This is a genomic window from Kushneria pakistanensis (assembly GCF_014652795.1).
Lineage (GTDB): Bacteria > Pseudomonadota > Gammaproteobacteria > Pseudomonadales > Halomonadaceae > Kushneria > Kushneria pakistanensis.
This window is the reverse complement of sequence record NZ_BMZM01000002.1, coordinates 249,025-272,496: the sequence shown is the minus strand read 5'-3', so window position 1 is coordinate 272,496 and position 23,472 is coordinate 249,025. Positions and strand designations below refer to the sequence as shown.

Annotated in this window: 21 protein-coding genes; 1 reads left to right on the top strand and 20 read right to left on the bottom strand. The window is 59.7% G+C overall.

The window, feature by feature from the left end; translation table 11 throughout:
- Positions 1–113 precede the first annotated feature (113 nt).
- Both IE123_RS06695 and pdxY read right to left on the bottom strand, forming a co-directional pair.
- The gene (locus tag IE123_RS06695) at positions 114–977 is read right to left on the bottom strand and encodes a DUF72 domain-containing protein (RefSeq protein WP_189516391.1); all 864 of its coding nucleotides are present in this window, start codon (positions 975–977) and stop codon (positions 114–116) included.
- Positions 977–1,855, bottom strand: a complete 879-nt coding sequence (pdxY, locus tag IE123_RS06690; protein WP_189516389.1) for a pyridoxal kinase PdxY — start codon at positions 1,853–1,855, stop codon at positions 977–979. The genes IE123_RS06695 and pdxY overlap by 1 nt, the downstream gene beginning before the upstream one ends.
- 91 nt (positions 1,856–1,946) lie before the next feature.
- Here pdxY and IE123_RS06685 point away from each other — a divergent pair, with 91 nt between their 5' ends.
- On the top strand, positions 1,947–4,046 hold the full coding sequence (locus IE123_RS06685) for an AsmA family protein (RefSeq protein WP_189516387.1): 2,100 nt from the start codon (positions 1,947–1,949) through the stop codon (positions 4,044–4,046).
- Between the two features lie 167 nt (positions 4,047–4,213).
- Here IE123_RS06685 and IE123_RS06680 read toward each other — a convergent pair whose 3' ends face one another.
- The 18 genes from IE123_RS06680 to mnmG form a co-directional block, all read right to left on the bottom strand.
- The gene (locus IE123_RS06680) at positions 4,214–6,241 is read right to left on the bottom strand and encodes a pyrroloquinoline quinone-dependent dehydrogenase (protein WP_189516386.1); all 2,028 of its coding nucleotides are present in this window, start codon (positions 6,239–6,241) and stop codon (positions 4,214–4,216) included.
- Between the two features lie 11 nt (positions 6,242–6,252).
- Positions 6,253–6,615 (bottom strand): hypothetical protein, encoded by a 363-nt coding sequence (locus tag IE123_RS06675; protein WP_229819645.1) that lies wholly within the window; start codon positions 6,613–6,615, stop codon positions 6,253–6,255.
- Between the two features lie 322 nt (positions 6,616–6,937).
- Positions 6,938–8,773, bottom strand: a complete 1,836-nt coding sequence (glmS, locus tag IE123_RS06670) for a glutamine--fructose-6-phosphate transaminase (isomerizing) (RefSeq protein ID WP_189516384.1) — start codon at positions 8,771–8,773, stop codon at positions 6,938–6,940.
- A 75-nt stretch (positions 8,774–8,848) separates the two neighbouring features.
- Positions 8,849–9,619: a DeoR/GlpR family DNA-binding transcription regulator gene (locus IE123_RS06665; protein ID WP_189516382.1), complete on the bottom strand. Its 771-nt coding sequence runs from the start codon at positions 9,617–9,619 to the stop codon at positions 8,849–8,851.
- Between the two features lie 228 nt (positions 9,620–9,847).
- The gene (glmU, locus tag IE123_RS06660) at positions 9,848–11,209 is read right to left on the bottom strand and encodes a bifunctional UDP-N-acetylglucosamine diphosphorylase/glucosamine-1-phosphate N-acetyltransferase GlmU (protein WP_189516380.1); all 1,362 of its coding nucleotides are present in this window, start codon (positions 11,207–11,209) and stop codon (positions 9,848–9,850) included.
- Positions 11,210–11,449: 240 nt separating this feature from the next.
- Complete coding sequence (locus tag IE123_RS06655; RefSeq protein WP_189516378.1) at positions 11,450–11,875, bottom strand: F0F1 ATP synthase subunit epsilon; 426 nt, start codon at positions 11,873–11,875, stop codon at positions 11,450–11,452.
- A gap of 12 nt (positions 11,876–11,887) precedes the next feature.
- Positions 11,888–13,261, bottom strand: coding sequence for a F0F1 ATP synthase subunit beta (gene atpD, locus IE123_RS06650; RefSeq protein WP_189516376.1), 1,374 nt, complete (start codon positions 13,259–13,261; stop codon positions 11,888–11,890).
- Positions 13,262–13,305: 44 nt separating this feature from the next.
- On the bottom strand, positions 13,306–14,199 hold the full coding sequence (gene atpG / locus IE123_RS06645; protein WP_189516374.1) for a F0F1 ATP synthase subunit gamma: 894 nt from the start codon (positions 14,197–14,199) through the stop codon (positions 13,306–13,308).
- Positions 14,200–14,258: 59 nt separating this feature from the next.
- Positions 14,259–15,803 carry a F0F1 ATP synthase subunit alpha gene (gene atpA / locus IE123_RS06640; protein WP_189516372.1) on the bottom strand — a complete coding sequence of 515 codons (1,545 nt, stop codon included), beginning with the start codon at positions 15,801–15,803 and terminating at the stop codon, positions 14,259–14,261.
- 16 nt (positions 15,804–15,819) lie between these two features.
- Positions 15,820–16,356, bottom strand: coding sequence for a F0F1 ATP synthase subunit delta (locus IE123_RS06635; RefSeq protein ID WP_189516370.1), 537 nt, complete (start codon positions 16,354–16,356; stop codon positions 15,820–15,822).
- An 11-nt stretch (positions 16,357–16,367) separates the two neighbouring features.
- Positions 16,368–16,838, bottom strand: a complete 471-nt coding sequence (locus IE123_RS06630) for a F0F1 ATP synthase subunit B (protein WP_189516368.1) — start codon at positions 16,836–16,838, stop codon at positions 16,368–16,370.
- Between the two features lie 78 nt (positions 16,839–16,916).
- A complete protein-coding gene (gene atpE / locus IE123_RS06625; RefSeq protein ID WP_189516366.1) occupies positions 16,917–17,144 on the bottom strand; it encodes a F0F1 ATP synthase subunit C in 228 nt (75 codons plus the stop codon).
- A 70-nt stretch (positions 17,145–17,214) separates the two neighbouring features.
- Positions 17,215–18,039 carry a F0F1 ATP synthase subunit A gene (atpB, locus tag IE123_RS06620; protein ID WP_189516364.1) on the bottom strand — a complete coding sequence of 275 codons (825 nt, stop codon included), beginning with the start codon at positions 18,037–18,039 and terminating at the stop codon, positions 17,215–17,217.
- Positions 18,040–18,060: 21 nt separating this feature from the next.
- Positions 18,061–18,597: an ATP synthase subunit I gene (locus tag IE123_RS06615; RefSeq protein WP_229819695.1), complete on the bottom strand. Its 537-nt coding sequence runs from the start codon at positions 18,595–18,597 to the stop codon at positions 18,061–18,063.
- Positions 18,598–18,676: 79 nt separating this feature from the next.
- Positions 18,677–19,600 (bottom strand): ParB/RepB/Spo0J family partition protein, encoded by a 924-nt coding sequence (locus IE123_RS06610; protein ID WP_189516360.1) that lies wholly within the window; start codon positions 19,598–19,600, stop codon positions 18,677–18,679.
- A gap of 106 nt (positions 19,601–19,706) precedes the next feature.
- A complete protein-coding gene (locus tag IE123_RS06605; protein WP_189516358.1) occupies positions 19,707–20,477 on the bottom strand; it encodes a ParA family protein in 771 nt (256 codons plus the stop codon).
- 35 nt (positions 20,478–20,512) lie between these two features.
- Positions 20,513–21,130: a 16S rRNA (guanine(527)-N(7))-methyltransferase RsmG gene (gene rsmG, locus IE123_RS06600; RefSeq protein ID WP_189516356.1), complete on the bottom strand. Its 618-nt coding sequence runs from the start codon at positions 21,128–21,130 to the stop codon at positions 20,513–20,515.
- Complete coding sequence (gene mnmG, locus IE123_RS06595) at positions 21,127–23,019, bottom strand: tRNA uridine-5-carboxymethylaminomethyl(34) synthesis enzyme MnmG (RefSeq protein WP_189517847.1); 1,893 nt, start codon at positions 23,017–23,019, stop codon at positions 21,127–21,129. The genes rsmG and mnmG overlap by 4 nt, the downstream gene beginning before the upstream one ends.
- Positions 23,020–23,472: the final 453 nt, after the last annotated feature.

The window sequence follows — 23,472 nt, the reverse complement described above, 5'->3', positions numbered from 1 at the left end:
GCCCGTGTTTCGTTGTTGGTATCTTCCCGGGCATTGTTACTCAATGACCCGTGTCGGAAACGCTTGATGACATGCATTGTACAGACGCATTCTCGAACATCACCCTGCAGACACTAAAACAGTGACTCCTGACGCTCGCCGGCAAAGGCTGTCAGGGGTGGCAGGTCGATGCGCTCGGCCAGCCGGGTATGAAAGGCGCGCGCCAGCAGGGGGGCTGCCCGGTTGTCCGGGGTATGCACAAACAGTACCGGACTTTTCCCCTGTTCCATCCACAGGGCCAGCTGCTCGATCCAGGGCGTAAAGCGGGCGTGATTGATCTCGTCATCGAAATGACCGATGAAGCGGACCACCGGCTGTGCCGCGGTACTCAGGACGTGCAGCGGTCGGCGCGGCTTTTCGCGCTGCGCCTGTGCCAGTCGTGCATCGTCGCCTGCCGGGGTGGCAAAGAGCGCGCGGGTATCCAGCATCACCCGGTTGACATGGTGAGTTATCAACAGCCGGTTGAGCGACTGCTCGGCCAGCCCCTTGTGGAAAAATTCACTATGACGCACTTCCACGGCACACGGCAGCGTTTTTGGCCATCGCTTGAGCACGGCCTCGAGCATGGGCAGTTCATCACCGCCAAAATCGCGCGGTAGCTGGATCATGGTCGGCCCCAGGCGATCATGCAGCGGCGCCAGACGCTCAAGAAAATGATCCATTTCCGCCTCGATACCGACCAGGCGCTTTTCATGCGTCAGCATCGAGGGCAGCTTGAAGCAGAAGCGAAAGTGCCCGGGCGCCTGACGTGCCCAGGTGGCCACCACGTCCTCACGCGGCGCGCCGCTATAGAAGGTGGTATTGCCCTCCACACAGGAAAAGACGCTGGCATACTCCGGCAGCGAGTCACTTGTCTGGGCATAGTTGCCATACAGCGTGCCGCGCCAGTCGGCGTTGGCCCACATGGCAAGGCCCAGATGCAGGGTGCCACCCGTCATCAGCGTACTCGTTCGGCTTCAAAGCGCTGTCGGGGCGCCACGATCTCATTCTGCGCCTGAATCATGGCCAGCTCCCGCGTACCGGCCTGCCAGGTATGGGTAAAGAGCGCATGGACGGCCTCGGCGGTGCTTTCCAGCGCCCGCGCCGGCCCCTCACAGGTGACGCCGTCCTGATCACGCAGGCAGCAGGCCAGAAAGACGGCGGCCGTAAAATCACCGGCGCCGTTGGGCGCGACCGGGAAATCAAAGCGTGGCGTGGCGATCCGCCAGCTGCCCGCCTCGGTATCCACCAGCATTTCGATGGTGTCTGATGCGCTGTCCTCGATATCCAGCGAGGTGACCAGCACCACGCTGGGCCCGCGTGCGCGCAGCCGGGCCGTGGCGGTCAGCACATCATCCAGGGAATGGATGGGCTGATCACTCAAAAAGGCCAGCTCGAACTGGTTGGGCGTGACGATATCGGCCGCCGGGACGGCCTGGTCGCGCATCCAGGCAGGAATCCCCTCGCGGACAAAAAAGCCGCGGCCGACATCCCCCATCACCGGGTCACAGCAGTACAGCGCCCCCGGGTTGGCCGAGCGCACACGGGTCACGCTTTCCAGCACTGCCCGGCCGATACCTTCATCGCCCATGTAGCCCGACAACACAGCCTGAACATCCGACAGACCGGTCAGCGCTTCAACGCCATCCAGCACATCCTTCAGATGGGCCGGCGTGAAGACCTCGCCGGTAAAGGCGCCGTATCCCGTATGGTTGGAAAACTGCACCGTATTGATGGCCGTGACCTCGCAGCCCAGACGCTGCAGGGGAAATACGGCTGCACGGTTGCCAACATAGCCATAGGCCACGTGGCTCTGAATGGAAATGATATGGGTCATTGAAGGGTACTCGATATACGCATGGGCTACCCACGAACGTGCGGGGCTGTCTATGCTTTAAAAGATAACATTCTGTTGAGGTAGACCGCTCATGTCGCGTGCAATGCGCATCGTCAGCTGGACGCTGGGGGGCCTTGTGGCCCTGCTGGTACTGCTGGGTCTGGTAATGACCCTGATGAACTGGAACTGGCTCAGACCCACGATCAATGAACGTGTCTCCGAGTCGCTGGGCCGCCCCTTTGCCATCCAGGGCGACCTGGGACTTTCCTGGCAGTGGGACAGCTGGCGCCTGATGCCGCGCGTCAGCGCCGAGGATATCGTGCTGGGCGATCCACCCGAACTGAATCAAGCACGCGAGGTGCAGGCCGGCGATGACGATTCACACACGGCCCGTATTGGCTACGTGGCGGTCAGCCTGCACCCGGGTGCCCTGCTGCACAAGCGCATCTCACTGCATGATCTGGTGCTGCGCGACGCCAGCGCCACCCTGCGCCGTCTCGATGAGACCCTCAACAACTGGCAGCTCAAGAGTGATGACAGCGCCCAGGACGACAGTGAGACCGATCAGGACAGCGGCTGGCAGTTTGCCATCGACCAGCTCGATATTGACCGGGTACAGGTCGCGCTCAATGACCAGGTGCTGGACGTTGACGCCACCGCCACGCTGGAAACCCTGGGCGAACCCGTACGCTGGGAGGAAGTGGCCGGTAGCGACAGTGCCAGTGATACGGACCGCGCCGCCGCCGATGGCGACAAGCAAACCACGCCGGCAAGCGATGCGTCCGTTGGGGAGCGCGACTTTCGTTTTGCCTGGCAGGTCGAAGGTAGCTATCGCGGCAGTGCTCTGGAAGGCAATGGCCGACTGGGCGGGCCTGCCGCCCTGCGCGATGGTGGGCGTTTCCCGCTGGAAGTTCACCTGACGTCAGGCAACTCCCGCCTGGATGTGATCGGCACGCTCAACGACCCAATGGCACTGGCCGGCATGGAACTTGATGTAGGCATCGCCGGTGACAACCTGAGCGATCTCTATGCGCTGACCGGTGTGGTACTGCCCGAAACGCCGCCCTATGCCACGCGTGGCCATCTTTCGGCCGATCTGGATAATCCCGAGGGTGGCACCTATGAATATCGCGACTTTGACGGCACGGTTGGCGACAGCGATCTTCATGGCACGCTGCGCTACGTCAATGCCGAACCACGGCCCAGACTGACCGGCGAGCTGGTCTCGAAACAGCTTCGCTTTGTCGATCTCGCACCGCTGGTCGGTGCCGACAATGAAGATACCGGCGACTCGGTCAATCCCGACCAGCCCGAGGACAAGGTGCTGCCGGTGTCCGAATTCAGGACCGATCGCTGGAATACCATGGACGCCGACGTACGCTTTAGTGCCCAGAGCATTCAGCACGGCGAGTCGCTGCCCATCAGCAACCTTTCCACGCATCTGGTCATGGATAATGGCGAGATTCTGATGGACCCGCTGCGCTTCGGGGTGGCCGGGGGCAATCTCAATACCACACTTCGCCTGAGCGGACAGGAATCTCCTCTGCGAGCGCGCATCGACATGCATGCGCGCGGGCTTCACCTGAGCGAGATCCTGCCCAACGACAGCGATCTGACCGAAGGCCTGGGCGAGATCAATGGTGATGCCACCCTGACAGGCCGGGGTAACTCGGTCGCAGCACTTTTGGGATCGAGCGACGGCGAGCTGCAGCTTCTGATCGAACAGGGACGCATCAGCCGCAACCTGATGGAGCTGGCCGGGCTCAACGTGGGCAACTACCTGGTCGGTGAGCTGTTCGGCGACGAAGAGGTGGCCATCCACTGTGCTGCTACCGATCTGCAGTTCAATGACGGGATGGTCCAGCCACGCATTTTCACCATCGATACCGATAACGCCATCATCAACGTGGAAGGCGCGGTGAATCTCGCCAGTGAGCAGATGGATCTGACCATCAAACCGGAGAGCAAGGGCTTTCGCATCTTCACCCTGCGCACACCGCTCTCTGTCAGCGGTACCTTCAAGGACCCGGCACCCGGCGTGGAGGCCGCGCCCCTGATCGCCCGCGGGGCGGCCGCCGTGGCCCTGGGCACGCTGGCGGCACCGGCCGCGGCACTCGGTGCGTTGATCTCCACAAGCGCCGGTGAAGAAAGCCAGTGCGGGGCACTGATCGAACGCATGAAAAGCAACTGACAGGCCGCGGCATTGATAGCCATGACAACGCCGGCCTTCGTGCCGGCGTTTTTGTGTGCTCAGCGGACGGGCTTCGGCCATGACATGTCATAAAAAACGGGGCACCCCTGAAGGGGTGCCCCGTGATCAATGGCATCAATGCCGGTATCTACGCCTTGCGCAGAGTCTTACTTCTCCGGCAGGGCATAGACGGCAATCTGATCGCCGACCTGATCCTTGAGGATGGTATTGCCCCCGGCGACAAAGGCCACATACTGCCGGCCGTCATACTCATAGACCGACGGGTTGGCCACCACCGGTGCCTGGGTCTGGTCTTCCCAGAGCTTTTCACCGGTCTCGAGCGAGTAGGCGCGTACCTTGGCATCCATCGAGGCACCGATAAAGATCACGCCACCGGCCGTGACTGCCGGGCCACCAATGGTGGGCGATCCCCAGCGTTCGGGCATGAAGAAACCGAACTGCTGCGAGGCGCCGACCGGCCTGCGCCACTTGATGTCACCGGTATGCATGTCGATGGCCACGATTTCGCCAAACGGTGGCTCCCAGCAGGGCATGCCCAGCCAGTTGCTCGCCACGTTCAGACGCATGCCGTAAGGCGCCCCTTCCTGCGGCGAGAAGCCACTTTCGTTGCCGGAACCGGTATTAGCCTTGTCATAGTCTTCGCGATTGTAGAGCTTGATGGTCTGCACGATATGCGAGGTGTTAACGATCGCGGTCTGACTCTCGGGATCAAAGGCGACACCGCCCCACTGCACGCCACCGGCGCTGTCGGGATAGGCCAGCGCCCCTTCACCACGGGTGGTGGGCGGTGTGTACATGCCCTCGTAGGTCAGCTCATCCCACAGACGCGTGCATTGACCAAAGCCAACGGCATCCGCCAGTGCCCAGACTTTCGGCTTTTTCGACTGATCCAGCAGCGGGACCGGTTTGGTCGGGAAGGGCTGAGTGGGTGAATAGACTTCCCCCTCGACCGAGCCATCCCCCTGGGGGACCGGGCGTTCCTCGATCGGCCAGACGTCTTCACCGGTTTCGCGGTTGACGACAAACAAAAAGCCCATCTTGGTGGCCTGCACCAGCGCCGGAATCTCTTCACCGTCAACGGTGATATCCATCAGCGTGGGCGCTGCGTTGATGTCGTAATCCCACAGATCGTGGTGAACCCACTGGCGCGACCAGACCACTTCACCGGTCTCGACATCGAGTGCGGTGGTGGAAGTGCCCAGCGGAATGGCCTCCTTGCGATTGCCGCCCCAGTAGTTGGGTGACGGGGAGGAGACCGGCAGATAGATCAGACCCCGCGCTTCATCAGCGGACATATGGGTCCAGACGTTGGCAGTACCGGTTTTTTCACGGATATCTTCCGGCAGCGCCTCGAAGGTCCATTCGCGCTCGCCGGTACGGGCATTGACCGAGAACACGGTGCCGGCAGGGGCTTCCTGATAGGCCCAGTCCTTGCCGGCCCAGCCGAAGATGACGTGATCACCCACGATGGTCGGCGGCTGCAACAGTGACAGCGGGAATTTGGGATTGATGATGTTCCACTGATCGGCATTGAGCACGCCATTGTCGGCAAAGTCCTGACACGGCTTGCCGGTGTCGGCATCGATGGCGAAAAGCTGCGCATCCATGGTGCCCATGTAGACGATTTTCTGACACGACTCGCCCTCAACGGGGTCGTCGGCCTCCCAGTAGGCCACGCCGCGGTTTTTCAGCACCGGCTGGGTAAGAGCTTCCCTGGAAGACTGCGTATCAAAGCGCCACTTTTCCTCGCCGGTCGCCGGGTTATAGGCGATCAGCTTGTAAAAGGGTGTGCCGATGTAGAGCGTGTCGTTGGCAACGACCGGGGTGGCCGACCAGACCGTGGCCGGCGTGTCACCGGTGCCGTCGGAGATGTCGCCGGTATGGACTTCCCAGACCTTTTCAAGCTGGTCGACGTTGTCGACGTTGATCTGATCCAGCGGACTGTATTTCTGGGCATTGAGCTGCCCGTGAAAGCTGTCCCAGGTCGGCGTTGCGGGTACCAGCGGCACATTGGCACGGTCGTTTTGCCCCTGTGCGGGTTGTGCTGTTGATGCCGCGGGCTGTTCAGCGGGAGCGGGCTGCTGCTGTTGCGCCAGCACCAGCGTGGGAAAGGCTGCCAGAGACAACGCGGTCAGCGTGCTCAGGCGTCTGAATCCTGTTCGAAGACTCGCCATGGCTGGACTCCTCATGAGTGCTTGCGATGAGTGGGGGCGGGGCGAAAGATGTCGATCATCAATCCCACCAGCGCGACGGCCATGGCAAGTGCCAGCCACCACAGATGAAGCAACAGCGCTGCGAAGGCGGTACCGATAATGACAGCGACAATCACGACGCGAAGGAGATTGTGCAGCCCACGCGTCTGACACAGGGAAAGCGCGCCGGCCAGAATGGCAAGGATGGCACAGGTCGCAATGACGATCTTTGCCCCAAGCGTGCCGTTGACGCCGGTGAGTGGCGTGAGAAAAGCATACAGTGCAATGGCAATGCCCACCGCTGAAGCGACGAGTATGACCATGGCGCCTGGACTTGAGGATCGCATGGAAGACATGACGGGTTCCCTTTCCTTGGGCGGATTTATTGTGTGCCAACCCTCTACATGAAGGATCCGGCTACCGCCGCGGCAGTAACGGCAGGCATGCGCGAGGATGACAGAGGCCGAGCGATGGTTTTTTAAAAAGACGCATCAGTCAGCAGGAAGGATAGCTCGGGCGTCGAAAAATAATATGAGACTTGATCAAACAGGGGGCATGAAATCGGTCAGCTCCTGTCATGCCGCCTGCAGCAGCTGAAAAAAACCGGGCATCGATGACCACATCGATGCCCGGCTGATCAGGCCCTGTCAGGGCCAGTCGGCGTGATGAGTGACAGGTTTATTCTACCGTCACGCTCTTGGCCAGGTTACGCGGCTGATCCACGTCGGTGCCCTTGAGTACCGCCACGTGATAGGAGAGCAGCTGCAGCGGCAGGGTGTAGAGGATCGGTGCGATCACATCATCCACTGCCGGCATGCGCAGTACGTGCACGCCCTCGCTTTCATTGATGGCCACATGCTCATCGGCGAAGACGAACAGCTCACCCCCGCGGGCGCGGACTTCCTGCAGGTTGGACTTGAGCTTTTCCAGCAGTTCATCGTTGGGCGCCACGGCAATGACCGGCATGTCACTGTCGACCAGCGCCAGCGGGCCATGCTTGAGTTCACCGGCCGGATAGGCCTCGGCGTGAATGTAGGAAATTTCCTTGAGCTTGAGCGCGCCTTCCAGCGCGATCGGGAACATGGTGCCGCGACCCAGGAAAAGCGCATGATGCTTTTCGGCAAAGGCCGAGGACATCGTCTCGATCGCGCTGTCCAGCGCCAGACCACGGGTGATCAGACGCGGCAGTTCACGCAGGGCATTGACCAGACGGGCCTGAACCTCATCATCCCCCTGGCGAACCTGGCGCAGGGCCAGGGTCAGCAGCAGCAGGGCCACGAGCTGGGTCGTGAAGGCCTTGGTCGAGGCCACACCGATCTCGGGGCCGGCCTGGGTCATCAGCGTCAGGTCGGATTCACGCACCAGCGAGCTGCCCGGCACGTTGCAGATCGCAAGGCTTGCCAGATAGCCACCCTTTTGCGAGGCGTGGCGCAGCGCTGCCAGCGTATCGGCCGTTTCACCGGACTGGGACAGCGTCACGAACAGCGTGCCGTCCGGTACGACCACCTCGCGATAGCGATATTCCGAGGCCACTTCTACCTGAGTGGGGATACCTGCCAGCTTCTCCAGCCAATAGCGCGCGACCATACCGGCGTGATAGCTGGTGCCACAGGCGATGATCTGGATGTTCTTGACATGGGTCAGCAAATCGTTGGCTTCGGCGCCCAGAATGCGGGTAAACACATGTCGATCACCCAGGCGACCTTCCAGGGTATTGGCGATGACCTGGGACTGCTCGTGGATTTCCTTGAGCATGAAGTGACGATATTCACCGCGCGAGATGGCACCGTCGCCGTGTTCAAAGATCGCGCTGGGGCGCTCGACGCTCTGACCGGCGTTGAAGATTTCGATATTACCCCCCACTGTCAGACGCGCCACGTCACCTTCCTGCAGATAGATGAAGCGGTCGGTGACCTGCAGCAGTGCCAGCGGGTCCGACGCCAGGAAGGCCTCATCGATCCCTACGCCCACGACCAGCGGGCTGCCCTTGCGTGCGCCCACGATCTGATCGGGATAGTCGGCATGGGTCACGGCCAGCGCGTAGGCGCCGTCGAGCATTCCAACCACATGCTGAAAGGCAGACAGCAGATCGTCATGACGCGAGACTTCTCGCGACATCAGATGCGCGATGACCTCGGTGTCAGTCTCGGAGAGGAAGACATACCCCTGGCCTTCAAGTTCGGCCTTGAGCGTTTCGTAGTTTTCGATGATGCCGTTGTGTACCACCGCCAGGCTATCACCGGACTGGTGCGGGTGCGCATTGTTTTCAGTGGGGCGGCCATGCGTGGCCCAGCGGGTATGGGCAATGCCGACATGCCCGCGCAGGTTTGAGGCCTGCAGCTTTTCTTCAAGGGCCGCCACCTTGCCGACCGCACGCTGTCGTGACAGGCGCGCATCGGCCGACAGGACTGCCATGCCGGCGCTGTCATAACCGCGATACTCAAGGCGCTTGAGTCCTTCAAGCAGAATGTTCTGCACCTGACGGTCAGCGACCGCACCTACAATGCCACACATGGACGTCTCTCCTGAAATACCAAAAAATTGCGAAATCACCCCAGTGCCTCGGACAACACCCGATGCCTGAAAGTGTCATGGCGCCTGTGTGCTGACACAGATCAACACAACGCCCTGGTCACGGATCTGTTGACGGCTGATGGCATCAAGGCCGTCATCGGTAATCAATACATCAATCTGCGCCCAACCCAGTTCGAGATTGGGAATGCGCCGGCCAATCTTGTCGGACTCCGCCATCACCACGACTTCACGCGCCACCTCGGCCATGACCTGTGACAGCCCCGTCAGTTCGTTGAAAGTGGTCGTGCCCCTTGCGAGGTCAATGCCATCGGCACCAATGAAAAGGTGATCGAAGTCGTAGGCGCGCAGCACGGTCTCGGCCACCCGACCCTGAAACGAGGCCGAGTGCGGATCCCAGGTACCGCCGGTCATCAGCAGGGCAGGGGGGGTGTCGAGGGCCTGAAGCGCCCCGGCCACGCCCAGCGAATTGGTCATGACCACCAGCCCGGTTCGGTGTGCCAGGGTCGGTATCAATGCGCTGGTAGTGCTGCCGCTGTCGATGATCAAGCGCGCATGATCGGCAATGCGCTCGCTGGCTGCCTGCGCCAGTGCCTGCTTGACAGGCGAGACACGATGGCGTCCCTGATCCCCTTCGCGCGGCACCAGCGTGGCGCCACCGTGACGGCGGATCAGATGCCCGGCGCCTTCAAGCGTTGCCAGATCCTTGCGGATGGTCACACTTGAGGTTTCAAAATGCTGAGCCAGCGTTTCGACGGCAACCTCGCCGCGCGCTGCCAGCAGATCAAGAATGGCCTCCCGGCGTTGAGGTGTCTGGCGTCGGCTCATGAGAGGGGCAGCTATCCGAACATTTGAAAATGATATCTTTCGATTCGAAAGAATTTATGTTTCGGATGAAAACTCACAGCCACGATAAGGTCAAGCGTCGATGGCGCTTTTGGCACAAAAACATTCGCCTAAAGTCGAAGACGCCCACAGAGGCACAAAACGGCATAAAAAAGGGCGTCACACGACAATGTGACGCCCGGCAGGGGCCTTGACCTAGCTGGAGAGCCGTTATTTACGGTGCGGCGGCGTCCAACCCTGCTTGTTGATCTGACGGGCACGGGCAATGGCCAGCTCACGGTCATCGACCGTCTCGGTGACCGTAGAACCGGCCGCCACTGTGGCACCATCGCCGATGGTCACCGGGGCGACCAGCGCCGAATTGGAGCCGATGAAGACATCATGGCCAATCTCGGTGCGGTGCTTGTTGACGCCATCATAGTTGCAGGTGATGGTGCCGGCACCGATGTTGACGCCCTGGCCCAGAGTCGCATCCCCGATATAGCTCAGATGGTTGATCTTGCTGCCTTCACCCACGTGCGTCTTTTTGGTTTCCACAAAGTTGCCAATGCGTGCCTTTCTTTCAAGGCGCGTCCCCGGACGCAGGCGCGCGAAGGGGCCAATGGCATTGTCGCCAGCCGTTTCGCTGCCCTCAATCATGCTGTGCGCCTCGATGCGGGTGGCATCACCGATGCTGGCGTCACGAATGATGCTGTAGGGGCCCACGTGCACGCCATCACCCAGATGCACACGGCCTTCAAAGATGCAGCCGACATCAATGAAGACGTCCTGTCCTACGCTCAGCTCACCGCGCACGTCCAGCCGCTTCGGATCAGCCAGGCTTGCGCCTTCGCGCATGAGCCGCTCCGCTTCACGTGACTGATGAATGCGTTCCAGCGCCGACAGCTGTACACGATCATTGACGCCCTGGACTTCGCTGACAAAAGCCGGCTCGGCCGTGGCTACTTCAATCCCTTCATCCGCCGCCATGGCGATAATGTCGGTCAGATAGTACTCGCCCTGGGCGTTATCGCTGGACAGCGCCGGCAGCCAGCGCCGCAGCTGGTCACCGGTAGCGGCCAGAATGCCGGTATTGCACTCGCCGATCTCGAGCTGCTCGGGGGTGGCGTCCTTTTGCTCCACGATGGCCACGGCCTGGCCCTGATCGTTGCGCACGATACGCCCATACCCGTGCGGGTGCGCCATGGTGACAGTCAAAAGGGCCATGCGCTGCTCGTCGACCTTTTCCACCAGTGCACTCAGGGTCTGGGCCTGAATCATCGGCACATCACCATAAAGCACGACCACCGGGCCATCGCCGAGTGATTCAAGGGTCTGCGCCACGGCGTGACCGGTGCCACGCTGCTCTGCCTGGTGGGCAAAGCTGATGGGCAGATCGGACAACGCTGCCTGCACCTGATCGGCGCCGTGGCCCACGACAACATGCAGCCGCGGTGACGAGAAAGCCTGCATGGCCGACTCGATGACATGACGCACCATGGGTTTGCCGGCCAGTTCGTGCAGTACCTTGGGCTTTTGCGAACGCATGCGACTGCCCTGACCGGCAGCCAGAATCACGACATCAATGGACATGAAAGAGGGCTCTCCCTTGCGCTGAATGAAAAACGATAACCGATCATGCACCCAACAGATGACATGCTCTGTCATGCCTGATCATTCCTGTGGCTGACAGTGTATCAGGGCATGGACTGATCGCATTGCTCCAAACGCGCATGACAGTTACAAAAAAAGCGGCCCGAAGGCCGCCAGCAAAACGCATCCATGGCTTGTGGCCATGATGCGCAAACCTGCTTGATACTGTTTCTTTCGAAGCTACTTGTTGCCGCGCCGATGGCGCAGCTGGGACAGGGTACGCAGTCGGGCGGTCGCCGCTTCGATCTCGGCCAGCGCCTGCTGGTAATCCATCTCGCCAGTCTTGCCCTGCAGGGCACGGCGCGCTTCATCGCGCGCCTTTTCGGCCTGCGCAGCATCCAGATCACGGGCACGATCGGCGCTGTCGGCCAGCACGATGATCATGTTGGGCTGCACTTCCAGAAAACCACCAGAGACGAAGAAGATCTCTTCTTCGCCACCTTCGCGGATTACCCGGACAGGCCCCGGCTTCAGCTCCGTGAGCATCGGCTCATGCCCGCGCAGAATACCCAGCTCGCCCAGCACACTAATCGCTACAACGCGTTCCACTTCGCCGGCGAAGATATTGCGCTCCGCACTGACGATACTGCATTGCATGGTCGCCATGAGCGCCCCTCCTTACATGCTTTCGGCTTTCTCGATCGCTTCGTCGATCGTACCGACCATGTAAAATGCCTGTTCGGGCATATGGTCGTAGTCGCCGTTGAGGATGCCCTGGAAGGCGCGGATGGTTTCCTTGAGCGACACGTACTTGCCGGGCGCGCCGGTGAAGATTTCCGCCACGAAGAAAGGCTGTGACAAAAAGCGCTGAATTTTACGCGCACGTGCCACGGTCTGCTTGTCTTCGTCGGACAGCTCATCCATGCCCAGAATGGCAATGATGTCCTTGAGTTCCTTGTAGCGCTGCAGCACGTTCTGAACACCGCGAGCCACGTTGTAATGCTCTTCACCCACGACCAGCGGATCAAGCTGACGCGACGTGGAGTCCAGCGGGTCGATGGCCGGATAGATCCCCAGCTCGGCGATCGAACGAGCCAGTACCACGGTGGCATCCAGGTGAGCAAAGGTAGTGGCCGGCGACGGATCGGTCAGGTCATCCGCGGGCACGTAAACGGCCTGTACGGAGGTGATCGATCCGGTTCTGGTCGAGGTGATGCGCTCCTGCAGCATGCCCATCTCTTCGGCCAGTGTCGGCTGGTAGCCCACGGCTGACGGCATACGACCCAGCAGTGCCGATACTTCGGTCCCGGCCAGCGTATAGCGGTAGATGTTGTCGACAAACAGCAGAACGTCACGGCCTTCGTCACGGAACTGCTCGGCAATCGTCAGACCAGTCAGTGCTACGCGCAGACGGTTGCCCGGCGGCTCGTTCATCTGACCGTAGACCAGCGATACCTTGTCGAGAACGTTTGACTCCTTCATTTCATAGTAGAAGTCGTTACCTTCACGCGTACGCTCACCGACACCGGTAAAGACCGAGTAACCGGAGTGTTCGGTGGCGATGTTACGGATCAGCTCCATCATGTTGACGGTCTTGCCGACACCGGCGCCGCCGAACAGACCGACCTTGCCGCCCTTGGCAAACGGGCAGATCAGGTCGATGACCTTGATGCCGGTTTCCAGCAGTTCGCTGGAGGCTGCCTGGTCGGCAAAGCTGGGCGCGGCACGGTGGATCGGGCTGCGCTTTTCTTCACCGATGGGACCGGCTTCATCGATCGGCTCACCCAGTACGTTCATGATACGGCCCAGGGTCTTTTCACCCACCGGGACCGAAATGGGGGCGCCGGTGCTGGCAACCTTCATGCCACGCTTGAGCCCTTCGGTAGAACCCATGGCGATGGCACGCACGATGCCATCACCCAACTGCTGCTGTACTTCGAGTACGGTGCCGGTCTCTTCCACGTTAATGGCTTCATAAACGTGGGGGACCTCGCTGCGGTCAAACTCGACGTCAATCACCGCACCGATGATTTGTACGATACGTCCGCTCATCCTGATTCCTCTTGAACCTGTAAATAACTGTCCGACGGGCCGACCTAGACCGCAGCGGCACCACCCACAATCTCGGAAATTTCCTGGGTGATGGCTGCCTGACGCGCCTTGTTGTACTGAAGCTGCAGGTCATCAATGATGTTACCGGCGTTATCAGTGGCGTTTTTCATCGCGATCATGCGAGCAGCCTGCTCACTGGCAATGTTTTCCACCACCGCCTGGTAGACCTGCGACTCGACATAGCGCACCAGCAGCTTGTCGAGCAGGCTTTGAGCGTCCGGCTCGTATACGTAACCCCAGCCGCCCTTCGAAGCACTCACTGCCTCCTGTGAAGAGGCCGTATCCTGCTCGGCGTGTTCTTCAGGCAGCGGCAACAGCTGACGTACGGTCGGCTTCTGACTCATGGTGTTGACGAATTCGTTGTACACCAGATCCAGCCGATCGATCTCGCCGTTATCGAAGGCTTCCAGCATGACATTGACACTGCCGATCAGCTCGCCCGCTTCGGGCGCATCGCCCAGGTTGCGAGTAGCGGCCAGCAGGTCACCACCATACCTGCGAAAGAAGACACTGCCCTTGGTCCCCAATGCACAGAAGGCCACGCTGACGCCCTTGTCTCGCCATGCTCGTACGTCCTGCAGCACTCGCCGAAACAGGTTGCTGTTGAGACCACCACAAAGGCCGCGATCCGAGGTCACCACGATATAACCGATACGCTTGACCTCACGCTCGATCTGATAATCGTGACGATACTCCGGGTTGGCCTGACTGATGTGACTGACCACCCGGCGGATCTGGCTGGCATAGGGCTGACTGGCCGCCATGCGCTCCTGAGCGCGGCGCATCTTGGATGCGGCCACCATCTCCATGGCGCTGGTGATCTTCTGGGTATTCTTGATGCTCCCGATCTGGGACTTGATCTCTTTTCCGGCTGCCATAGCGATATTCTCCTAAGCAATCAGCGCAGGGCGCCCGGGCCCCGAAGGGCCCCGGGTCATCAATAGCTCTGCGTTGACTTGAACGATTCGACGCCGTCTTTCAGACCCTGCTGAATGTCTTTGTCGTAGCCGCCGGTGCTGTTGATCTTTTCCATCAGCTCACCATGTTCGGTGCGCATGTAGTCGAGCAGATCACGTTCGAAATCCAGCACCTTGTCGACCGGTACGTCGGAGAGATATCCCTCATTGGCAGCGTAAAGCGATACGGCCATGTCAGCGATCGACATCGGCGAATACTGCTTTTGCTTCATCAGTTCGGTGACACGCTGACCGTGCTCGAGCTGCTTGCGCGTGGCTTCGTCAAGATCGGAGGCAAACTGTGAGAAGGCTGCCAGCTCGCGATACTGCGCCAGCGCCAGACGCACACCGCCACCCAGTTTCTTGATGATCTTGGTCTGCGCCGCACCACCGACACGCGAGACTGACAGGCCCGCGTTGATGGCCGGACGAACACCGGAGTTGAACAGACCGGTTTCCAGAAAGATCTGACCGTCGGTGATCGAGATCACGTTGGTCGGAACGAAGGCCGAGACGTCGCCGCCCTGGGTTTCGATGATCGGCAGGGCTGTCAGCGAACCGGTCTTGCCGGTCACTTCACCGTTGGTGAACTTTTCCACGTACTCGGCGTTGACACGCGAGGCGCGCTCCAGCAGACGGGAGTGGAGATAGAACACGTCACCGGGATAGGCTTCACGACCCGGCGGACGACGCAGCAGCAGGGAAATCTGGCGATAGGCCACGGCCTGCTTGGACAGATCGTCATACACGATCAGGGCGTCTTCACCGCGGTCACGGAAATATTCACCCATGGTGCAGCCGGAGTAGGGCGCCAGAAACTGCATGGCAGCAGGATCGGCAGCACCGGCGGCCACGATGATGGTGTGTTCCATCGCGCCATGATCTTCGAGCTTTCTCACCACGTTGGCGATGGTCGACTGCTTCTGACCTACCGCGACATAGACGCAGGTGATGCCCTTGCCCTTCTGGTTGATGATCGCATCGATGGCAATGGCCGACTTGCCGATCTGACGGTCACCGATGATCAGCTCACGCTGGCCGCGGCCGATGGGCACCATGGCATCGATGGACTTGAGACCGGTCTGTACCGGCTGATCAACGCCCTGGCGAGAAATAACGCCCGGTGCCACCTTTTCAACGGCGTCCGTCTCGGTGGTAGCGATATCGCCCTTGCCATCAATGGGATTGCCAATGGCATCAACGACACGACCGACCAGTTCACGACCGACCGGTACTTCCAGGATACGGCCGGTGCACTTGCCCGTCATGCCTTCCTGAAGCTGTTGGTAGTCGCCCAGTACTACGACGCCGACGCTATCGCGCTCCAGGTTGAGTACCATGCCGAAAATGTCGTTGGGAAATTCAATCATTTCCCCGAACATTGCATCGGCCAGCCCGTGGATGCGCACGATACCGTCAGCGACGCCGACGATGGTGCCTTCATTGCGCGACTGGGCATCAAGGTCAAGATTCTCGATCCGGCCCTTGATGATGTCGCTGATTTCGGAAGGATTCAGTTGCTGCATGCCATGTCCCTCGACTTCAATGGTTCAAGACGCTGGAAAGCCGTGCCAGTCGTCCACGCGCCGATCCATCGATAACAGTATCGCCGGCACGAATGACAACGCCGCCCAGCAGCGTCTCATCCACAGAAGTGGTGATCGTGATTTCGCGATCCAGACGCCGCTTGAGCGCCTGTGCGAGCTTGTCTTTTTGTGCCTCGTCCAGCGGATAGGCCGAGATGATCTCGACGCTGACGCGTTTTTCAAACTCGGCGCGTTCAGCCTCGAACAGATCACTCAACGATGCCAGAGCCGGCAAACGCTGCTGTCGAGCCAGCACCATCAGAAAATTGGCGCCACGTTCAGGGAGCAGTTCGCCAAGCAGATCGACGAACACCTTCCCCTTGTCACTCGATGTACGCTGAGGATCAACGAGCAGCCGTTCGATGCGCTCGTCATCGGTCAGGCGCGCGGCTTCGGCCAGCATCGCTGACCAGGCATCCAGCGCGCCATCTTCTCTGGCCAGCTCAAAGGCAGCCCTTGCATAGGGACGTGCCTGCGTGATGTGGTCTGACATGGGGCGTTTCCTCAGAGCTCTTCAGCGAGTCGATCCACCATCTCGCGATGCTTTTTCTCGTCGATGGAGGACTCGAGAATGCGTTCAGCGCCCTGAATGGCCAGTGCTGCTACCTGAGCGCGCAGTTCACCCTTGGCCTGCTGAATCTCGCTGTCGATCTCGCTGCGGGCATTGGCAATCATGCGCTCGCCTTCAGCGCGAGCATCATTGCGTGCTTCCTCGATCATCTGATTGGCACGAGCACGTGTCTTGTCGAGAATGCGAGCAGCTTCCTCGCGGCTTTCACGCAGCGTTTCCTCGGCCTGTTCATTGGCCTTGTGCAGCTCGGCGCGAGCCCGGTCGGCTTCTTCAAGACCGTCCTGAATGCGCTGCTGACGCTCGTTGAGTGCCTGCGTGATCGGAGGCCACACATATTTCATGCAGAACCAGACGAAGATCGCAAAGGCGATCATCTGTCCGATAAGCGTCATGTTGATATTCACGCGGATCTACCTCCTGCGGGTTCGTGATGGCCGGAAACGGCGACACCGAGCACAAGGGGCCCGGCGTACAGCGTTTACTTAACCGGCAACAACGAAGATCAGGTACATCGCGATACCCACACCGATCATGGGAACGGCGTCGAGCAGACCGGCCATGATGAAGGTTTTGGTCTGCAGCTGGTCGCCCAGTTCAGGCTGACGAGCAGTAGCGTCGAGCAGCTTGCCACCAAGCAGACCAAAGCCGATACCGGTAGCGATGGCAGCGCAGCTCAGGATAAGGGCAGCAGAGATGTAGACGAGTTCCATGGAATGGCTCCTGTTTCAGTTTTTTCAGACAAGGGGTAAAAGGGTTTTAAGGCTAGTGTTGTTGTTGGATTCAGTGCTCTTCGAAAGCAGCGCTCATGTACACCACACTCAGCACGGCAAAGATGAAGGCCTGCAGTGCGATGACGAGAATGTGAAAGATCGCCCACGGAACATCAAGTACCCAGATGGCCCAGAAGGGCAGCAGGGAAATCATGATGAAGATGACCTCACCGGCAAACATGTTGCCGAAAAGACGCAGTCCCAGACTGATGGGCTTGACGATCAGAACGATCAGTTCAAGTACCAGATTGAAGGGCACCAGCGACCAGTGGTTGAAAGGGTTGAACGCCAGCTCCTTCGAGAAGCCACCAAAACCCTTGTTGCGAATGCTGTAGAAAACGATCAGCAGGAAGACGCCAAAGCCCATGCCCAGCGTCGCATTGGGATCGCTGGTCGGTACGATACGCATGTATTCGATGCCCAGCTTGTGGGCAATCTGCGGGAACAGATCAATGGGCAGCCACTTGAGGCTGTTCATGAAAAAGATCCAGCAGAAAAGCGTCAGTGCCAGCGGCCCGATGAGTTTGCTCTTGCCGTTGAAGCTGGTGCGAATGATGTCGTTGGAAAATTCGAACACCATTTCAAGGGCATTCTGCAGGCCTGTCGGCACGCCGCTGGTGACTGTTTTTGCAAGGTAGCGAAACAGCCACAGAAACAGCAGCCCGGTCGCTATCGACCATCCCATGGTATCCACATTGATGGCCCAGAATCCCATTTCACGGGCTTCATTCGCGCCGTGGGCAAAGGACCAGCCATTATCAGGATGCAGACCAAAGGTCAGGTTCTGAAGATGGTGAGTGATATACTCGGTTGAGCTCGGTGCGTCGCCTGCCATAACGTTGCCTTGAATCGTTTTTTAAAGGGAACCGGATCTGCTGATCAGCCAGGGGCTTAACCAGTAAACGCTCTGGACCAGCGCAAACGTGCCAAAAAACCATTCGGGCGCTTGCGGTGGCGACGTTATAAAAATGCCAGTAAACAGCAGGATTGTCAGAAAATGCTTGCCTGCCTGGGCTCGATATAGACTGCTTATCATCTGACGCCTGAAACGTGCTCCTCGAAACAGGAAGGCGCGCCAGGCAAAGTACGCGTTGGGCAGCACACCTGTCATGCCGCCCATCAGCGCCGATAACGCCACAGCGTTATCCGTTTCAAAAGCCAGCACTGTGGTCACTGCGACGACAATACCAAGCTGCACAAGCAATAATCGATGTATGCCGGGACGTCTCGGGGCTGTCGGCATCGCCGGAGCCGCTGGCTCGTGTCGTTGCATGGTTTTATGCATTCCCGAGATATTTGGCTCATCGCGCCAGGCAGGCGGATTATAAGGAACCCCCCCGATGGCTTCAACGCCACAGGCATCGAAAATCGCAGGCTTTAAGCTGATCTGCACCAAAAGCGGCTCGATCCTGTGTCAAAGCGTCGCAGTTTACAACTTCAAATTAAGTCGTGTTTAAGCAGCATTCCTGACATCAGCGAATATGCGAAAGAATACCATCAAGCTCATCAAGGCTGGTGTAACGAATCGTCAGGCTACCCTTGCCGGTCTTGCCATGACTGATCTGTACGCGCGCGCCCAGCAGTTCCGCCAGCTGGTTTTCCAGACTGCCTACATCACCTGATGGTTTGGCCGCCGGTGTTTTTTTATCTGACGCCGCTTGCGCGTATTTCCTGACCAGCGCTTCGGTCTGACGTACGGTCAAACCGCGCTCGACCACCTCACGTGCTGCCTGACGCTGCTTGTTGCCCTTCAGCGCCAACAGGGTGCGGGCATGCCCGACATCCATGTCGCCGCGCTCCAGCAGTGTCTGCACATCCTCTTCCAGCGCCAGCAGGCGCAGCATATTGGCGATCTGGGCACGCGAGCGGCCCACGGCATCGGCCGTCTGCTGCTGGGTGAGCGAAAATTCATCCATCAAACGCTTGAGCGCGATGGTCTCCTCGATGGGATTGAGATCCTCGCGCTGAATGTTCTCGATCAGTGCCAGTGCCAGCGCCGTTTCGTCGTCAAGCTCGCGCACGACCGCCGGGATGACATCCAGCTCGGCCATCTGTGCGGCGCGCCAGCGGCGTTCTCCGGCAATGATCTCATAGCGTGCGTCACTGCCCTCGGGCAGGGGACGCACCACAATGGGCTGCATGACACCACGGGTTCTGATCGAGGCAGCCAGCTCTTCAAGACGTTCAGGCTGCATTTCGCGGCGCGGCTGATAACGCCCGCGCGTCAGCTGTGCCAGCGGCAGACGCTCCAGGCGTTCGCGGCTATCGATCAGGGGAGATGCGGTCACTGCCGCCTCGGCAGAACCACCGTTGGGGTCCTGGGTCTGTGAACGCTGCCGGGCGCCGGCGCCAATCAGTGCGTCCAGTCCTCTTCCGAGTGCGCGTTTACGCGTCATGAACAGTTCCTCGTTCAGGCCATGCAGTAGTAACAACACACGCTGATATCCGGGATATCAGCGCTCACGAGTCGACGCATCGACGGTGCCATCCGGATAAACCGGGTTACAGCGACAGCTTGCGAATCAGTTCCTTGGCCAGCACCCGATAGGCATGCGCCCCACGCGACATGCGGGCATAGCGATTGACCGGCAGGCCGTGGCTGGGCGCTTCCGCCAGACGAATATTGCGGGGTATGGCCGTTTTCAGCAGGTCATCACCGAAATAGTCTGAAAGCTGCTTGCTGACATCGCGCGTCAGGCTGTTGCGATTATCAAACATGGTTCTGACGATACCATCGAGTGCCAGCGCCGGATTGACGCTGTCGCGAATCTGCTCAACGGTATCCAGCAGCGCCGAAAGCCCCTCGAGTGCATAAAACTCGCACTGCAGCGGTATCAGCACGCCATGTGCCGCGGTCAGGGCATTGACCGTGAGCATGTTCAATGAGGGCGGGCAGTCGATCAGAACGACATCAAAGCGGTCGGCCACACTGGCAATGGCACGGTCCAGACAGCGCTCACGTCCTTCACGGTCAAGCAGATCCACTTCGGCAGCGGTCAGATCACCGTTGGCCGGCAACAGCTGGTAGCCGGCATTGGGGCAGTCCACCAGCGCCTCGGACGCCGACAGTTCTCCCAGCAGCACATCCAGCGAGCCGCCGTTGTTCAACGCATGCTTGTCGATACCGCTGCCCATGGTGGCGTGGCCCTGCGGATCCATGTCTATCAGCAGTACCCGCTTTTTCAGCGATGCCAGCGCCGCGGCCAGATTGACAGCCGTCGTGGTCTTGCCGACACCACCCTTCTGGTTGGTCAGCGCAATGATCCGGGTCAAGAGAGAGTTCCTTGTAGATTGATCGCTGGGCCCTGTCAGGCAATGTCCATTTTCAATAAATGCCGCTGGGCCTGCTCACCGGGAATATCCAACGGCCATGTCTGCACCAGCCTGACGTCCTGTGGCAGGGTAATGTCATCCACCCGGCCGGCCATCGCCAGCCAGTGACCGTTTTCAGCCAGCAGCGAACGCGTCAGCGTGACAAACGCCTCCGGTGCGGCAAAGGCGCGGCTGGTGATCTGCTCGAACGCGACCCCGGACAGCGCCTCGACCCGATCATGCACGGGCGTGACATTATCGAGGCCGAGCTCAAAGGCCACCTGACGCTGAAAGCGGATCTTCTTGCCGTTGCTGTCAATCGACGTCAGGGCAATATCGGGTCGCACGATGGCGATCACGATACCCGGCAGACCGGCGCCGCTGCCGACATCCAGCAGCCCCGGGCCTTCGATCCAGGGCAAAATGGCCAGACTATCAAGCAGATGGCGTGTCACCATCGTCTCGATATCGCGTACGGCGGTGAGGTTATAGGCCCGATTCCACTTGTGCAACAGCGTCACAAAGGCCAGCAGTCGCTCACGCACCTCTTCGGATACGTCTGTTTGCAGGGCCGCCATACCGTCATCAAGACGGCGCTCGATCCCCTCACTCATGACGTACTGGCCCCGACCTTGTGCGCATTGCTGCGCTTTTTGAGATGAATCAGCAGCATCGAGATGGCCGCCGGCGTTACGCCCGGAATGCGTCCGGCCTCGGCCAGCGTTTCAGGCCGTGCCGCCTGGAGCTTCTGGCGAATCTCGCTGGAAAGTCCATCAATGCGGTCATATTCGATTGCTTCCGGTAACCGGGTGGCCTCGTGACGCTTGAGCTTGTCGATCTCCTCACTCTGGCGATCAATGTAGCCCTGGTACTTGGCCTGAATCTGGACCTGCTCGCGCACCAGCGGATCCTCCGCCGCGCCGTCGGCCAGCGGTGCAATGTCGTCGTAGGTCAGCTCGGGGCGACGCAGCAGATCGCTCAGGCGATGTTCACGCGACAGTGTTCCAACCCGGTCGGCCAGCCCCCTTGCCGCATCGCTGCCGGGCTGAATCCAGACACGATCCAGACGCTCGCGCTCGGCCTCGATGGCCGCACGCTTTTGCTGGAAGGCGCTATAGCGGTCGTCGTCCACCAGTCCCAGATGACGCCCGGTCTCGGTCAGACGCAGATCGGCGTTATCCTCACGCAACAGGAGACGATACTCCGCACGCGAGGTAAACATTCGATAGGGCTCCTGGGTGCCCATGCGAATCAGATCGTCCACCATCACGCCAATGTAGGCTTCATCACGCCGTGGCCACCAGGCCTCCAGTCCCTTCACCCGTCGGGCAGCATTGAGACCTGCCAGCAGCCCCTGGGCGGCCGCTTCCTCATAGCCGGTAGTGCCGTTGATCTGCCCGGCAAACCAGAGATTGTGGATGACCTTCGTTTCCAGCGAGTGCTTCAGATCGCGTGGATCGAAAAAGTCATATTCGATGGCATAGCCCGGACGCACGATATGGGCGCGCTCCAGTCCCTCCATCGAGCGTACCAGTGACAGCTGTACGTCAAACGGCAGAGAGGTGGAGATACCGTTGGGATAGAGCTCATGCGTATCCAGCCCTTCCGGTTCGATGAAGACCTGGTGGCTCTGCTTGTCGGCAAAGCGATGGATCTTGTCTTCGATCGACGGACAGTAGCGCGGACCGATGCCTTCGATGACACCCGAATACATCGGTGAACGGTCCAGGTTGGCGCGAATGATGTCGTGGGTACGCTCGTTGGTGTGCGCGATGAAGCAGCTCACCTGCTCGGGATGCATCCCGCGTCGGCCCATGTAGGACATCACCGGGCGCGGCGTGTCACCGGGCTGCTCGGCCAGTTTCGAGAAGTCGATCGTTCTGGCATCCAGTCGCGGCGGGGTGCCGGTCTTGAGACGTGCCACACGCAGGGGCTGCTCCCGCAGTCGCGCGGCCAGCGCATTGGAAGCCGGATCGCCCGAACGTCCGCCGCTGTGATGTTCCATGCCGATATGAATCACACCGCCCAGGAAGGTACCGGTACACAGCACCACCGTTTCGGCCATGAACCGCACGCCGCCCTGGGTCAGCACGCCGCGCACCGTGTCGCCTTCAACGATCAGATCGTCAGCAGCCTGAGCGAAGATGGACAGGTTGGGCTGGTTTTCAAGGATATGGCGAATGGCCGCCTTGTAGCGTACCCGATCGGCCTGGACGCGGGTGGCACGAACGGCCGGCCCCTTGCGGGAATTGAGCGTTCGAAACTGGATACCCCCCTGGTCGGTTGCCAGCGCCATGGCACCACCGAGTGCGTCAATTTCCTTGACCAGATGACTTTTGCCGATCCCGCCAATGGCAGGATTACAGGACATCTGGCCCAGCGTTTCGATGTTGTGACTGAGCAGCAGGGTATTGCAGCCCATGCGGGCGGCAGCCAGTGCGGCTTCGGTACCCGCATGACCACCACCAATGACAATGACGTCAAAGCGGTCCGGATAATCCACGTGATGAACCTCGAAGGGTTTGAAGATGAACGTGACACCCGACTGATCAGCGCGTGTCGATACCCACATGCCCGGAAAGGGGCTGGGGATAAGCCGTATTGAATGGCGCGCATTATAACGCCCCTGTGAGTAAGCGTCAGGGTTTTCCACACATGGATTTCCCGGGTCAAAAAAGTCTTTAATTAATAAAATATTCTTTTAAATAAGAAGTTCTGTTGTGGTTGTGATTAATGAGGGCGCCACTTTCTGTGGAAAAGCGGTTTTTTGGTTTATAAAACAGCTTCCTGGGGTGTGATTGAAGACCCAGGCAAGCTGCGTGCTTCCCAGGGGCAGGCTCTGTACGGGATGTGCATAACCTGATGACTTACCCACAGATCGATTTATCCCCTTCTCGTCAACCGGGCTCAGGCGGGGTTCTCCCCATACTCATCAAGAAAAGCGTCAGCGTGGAAA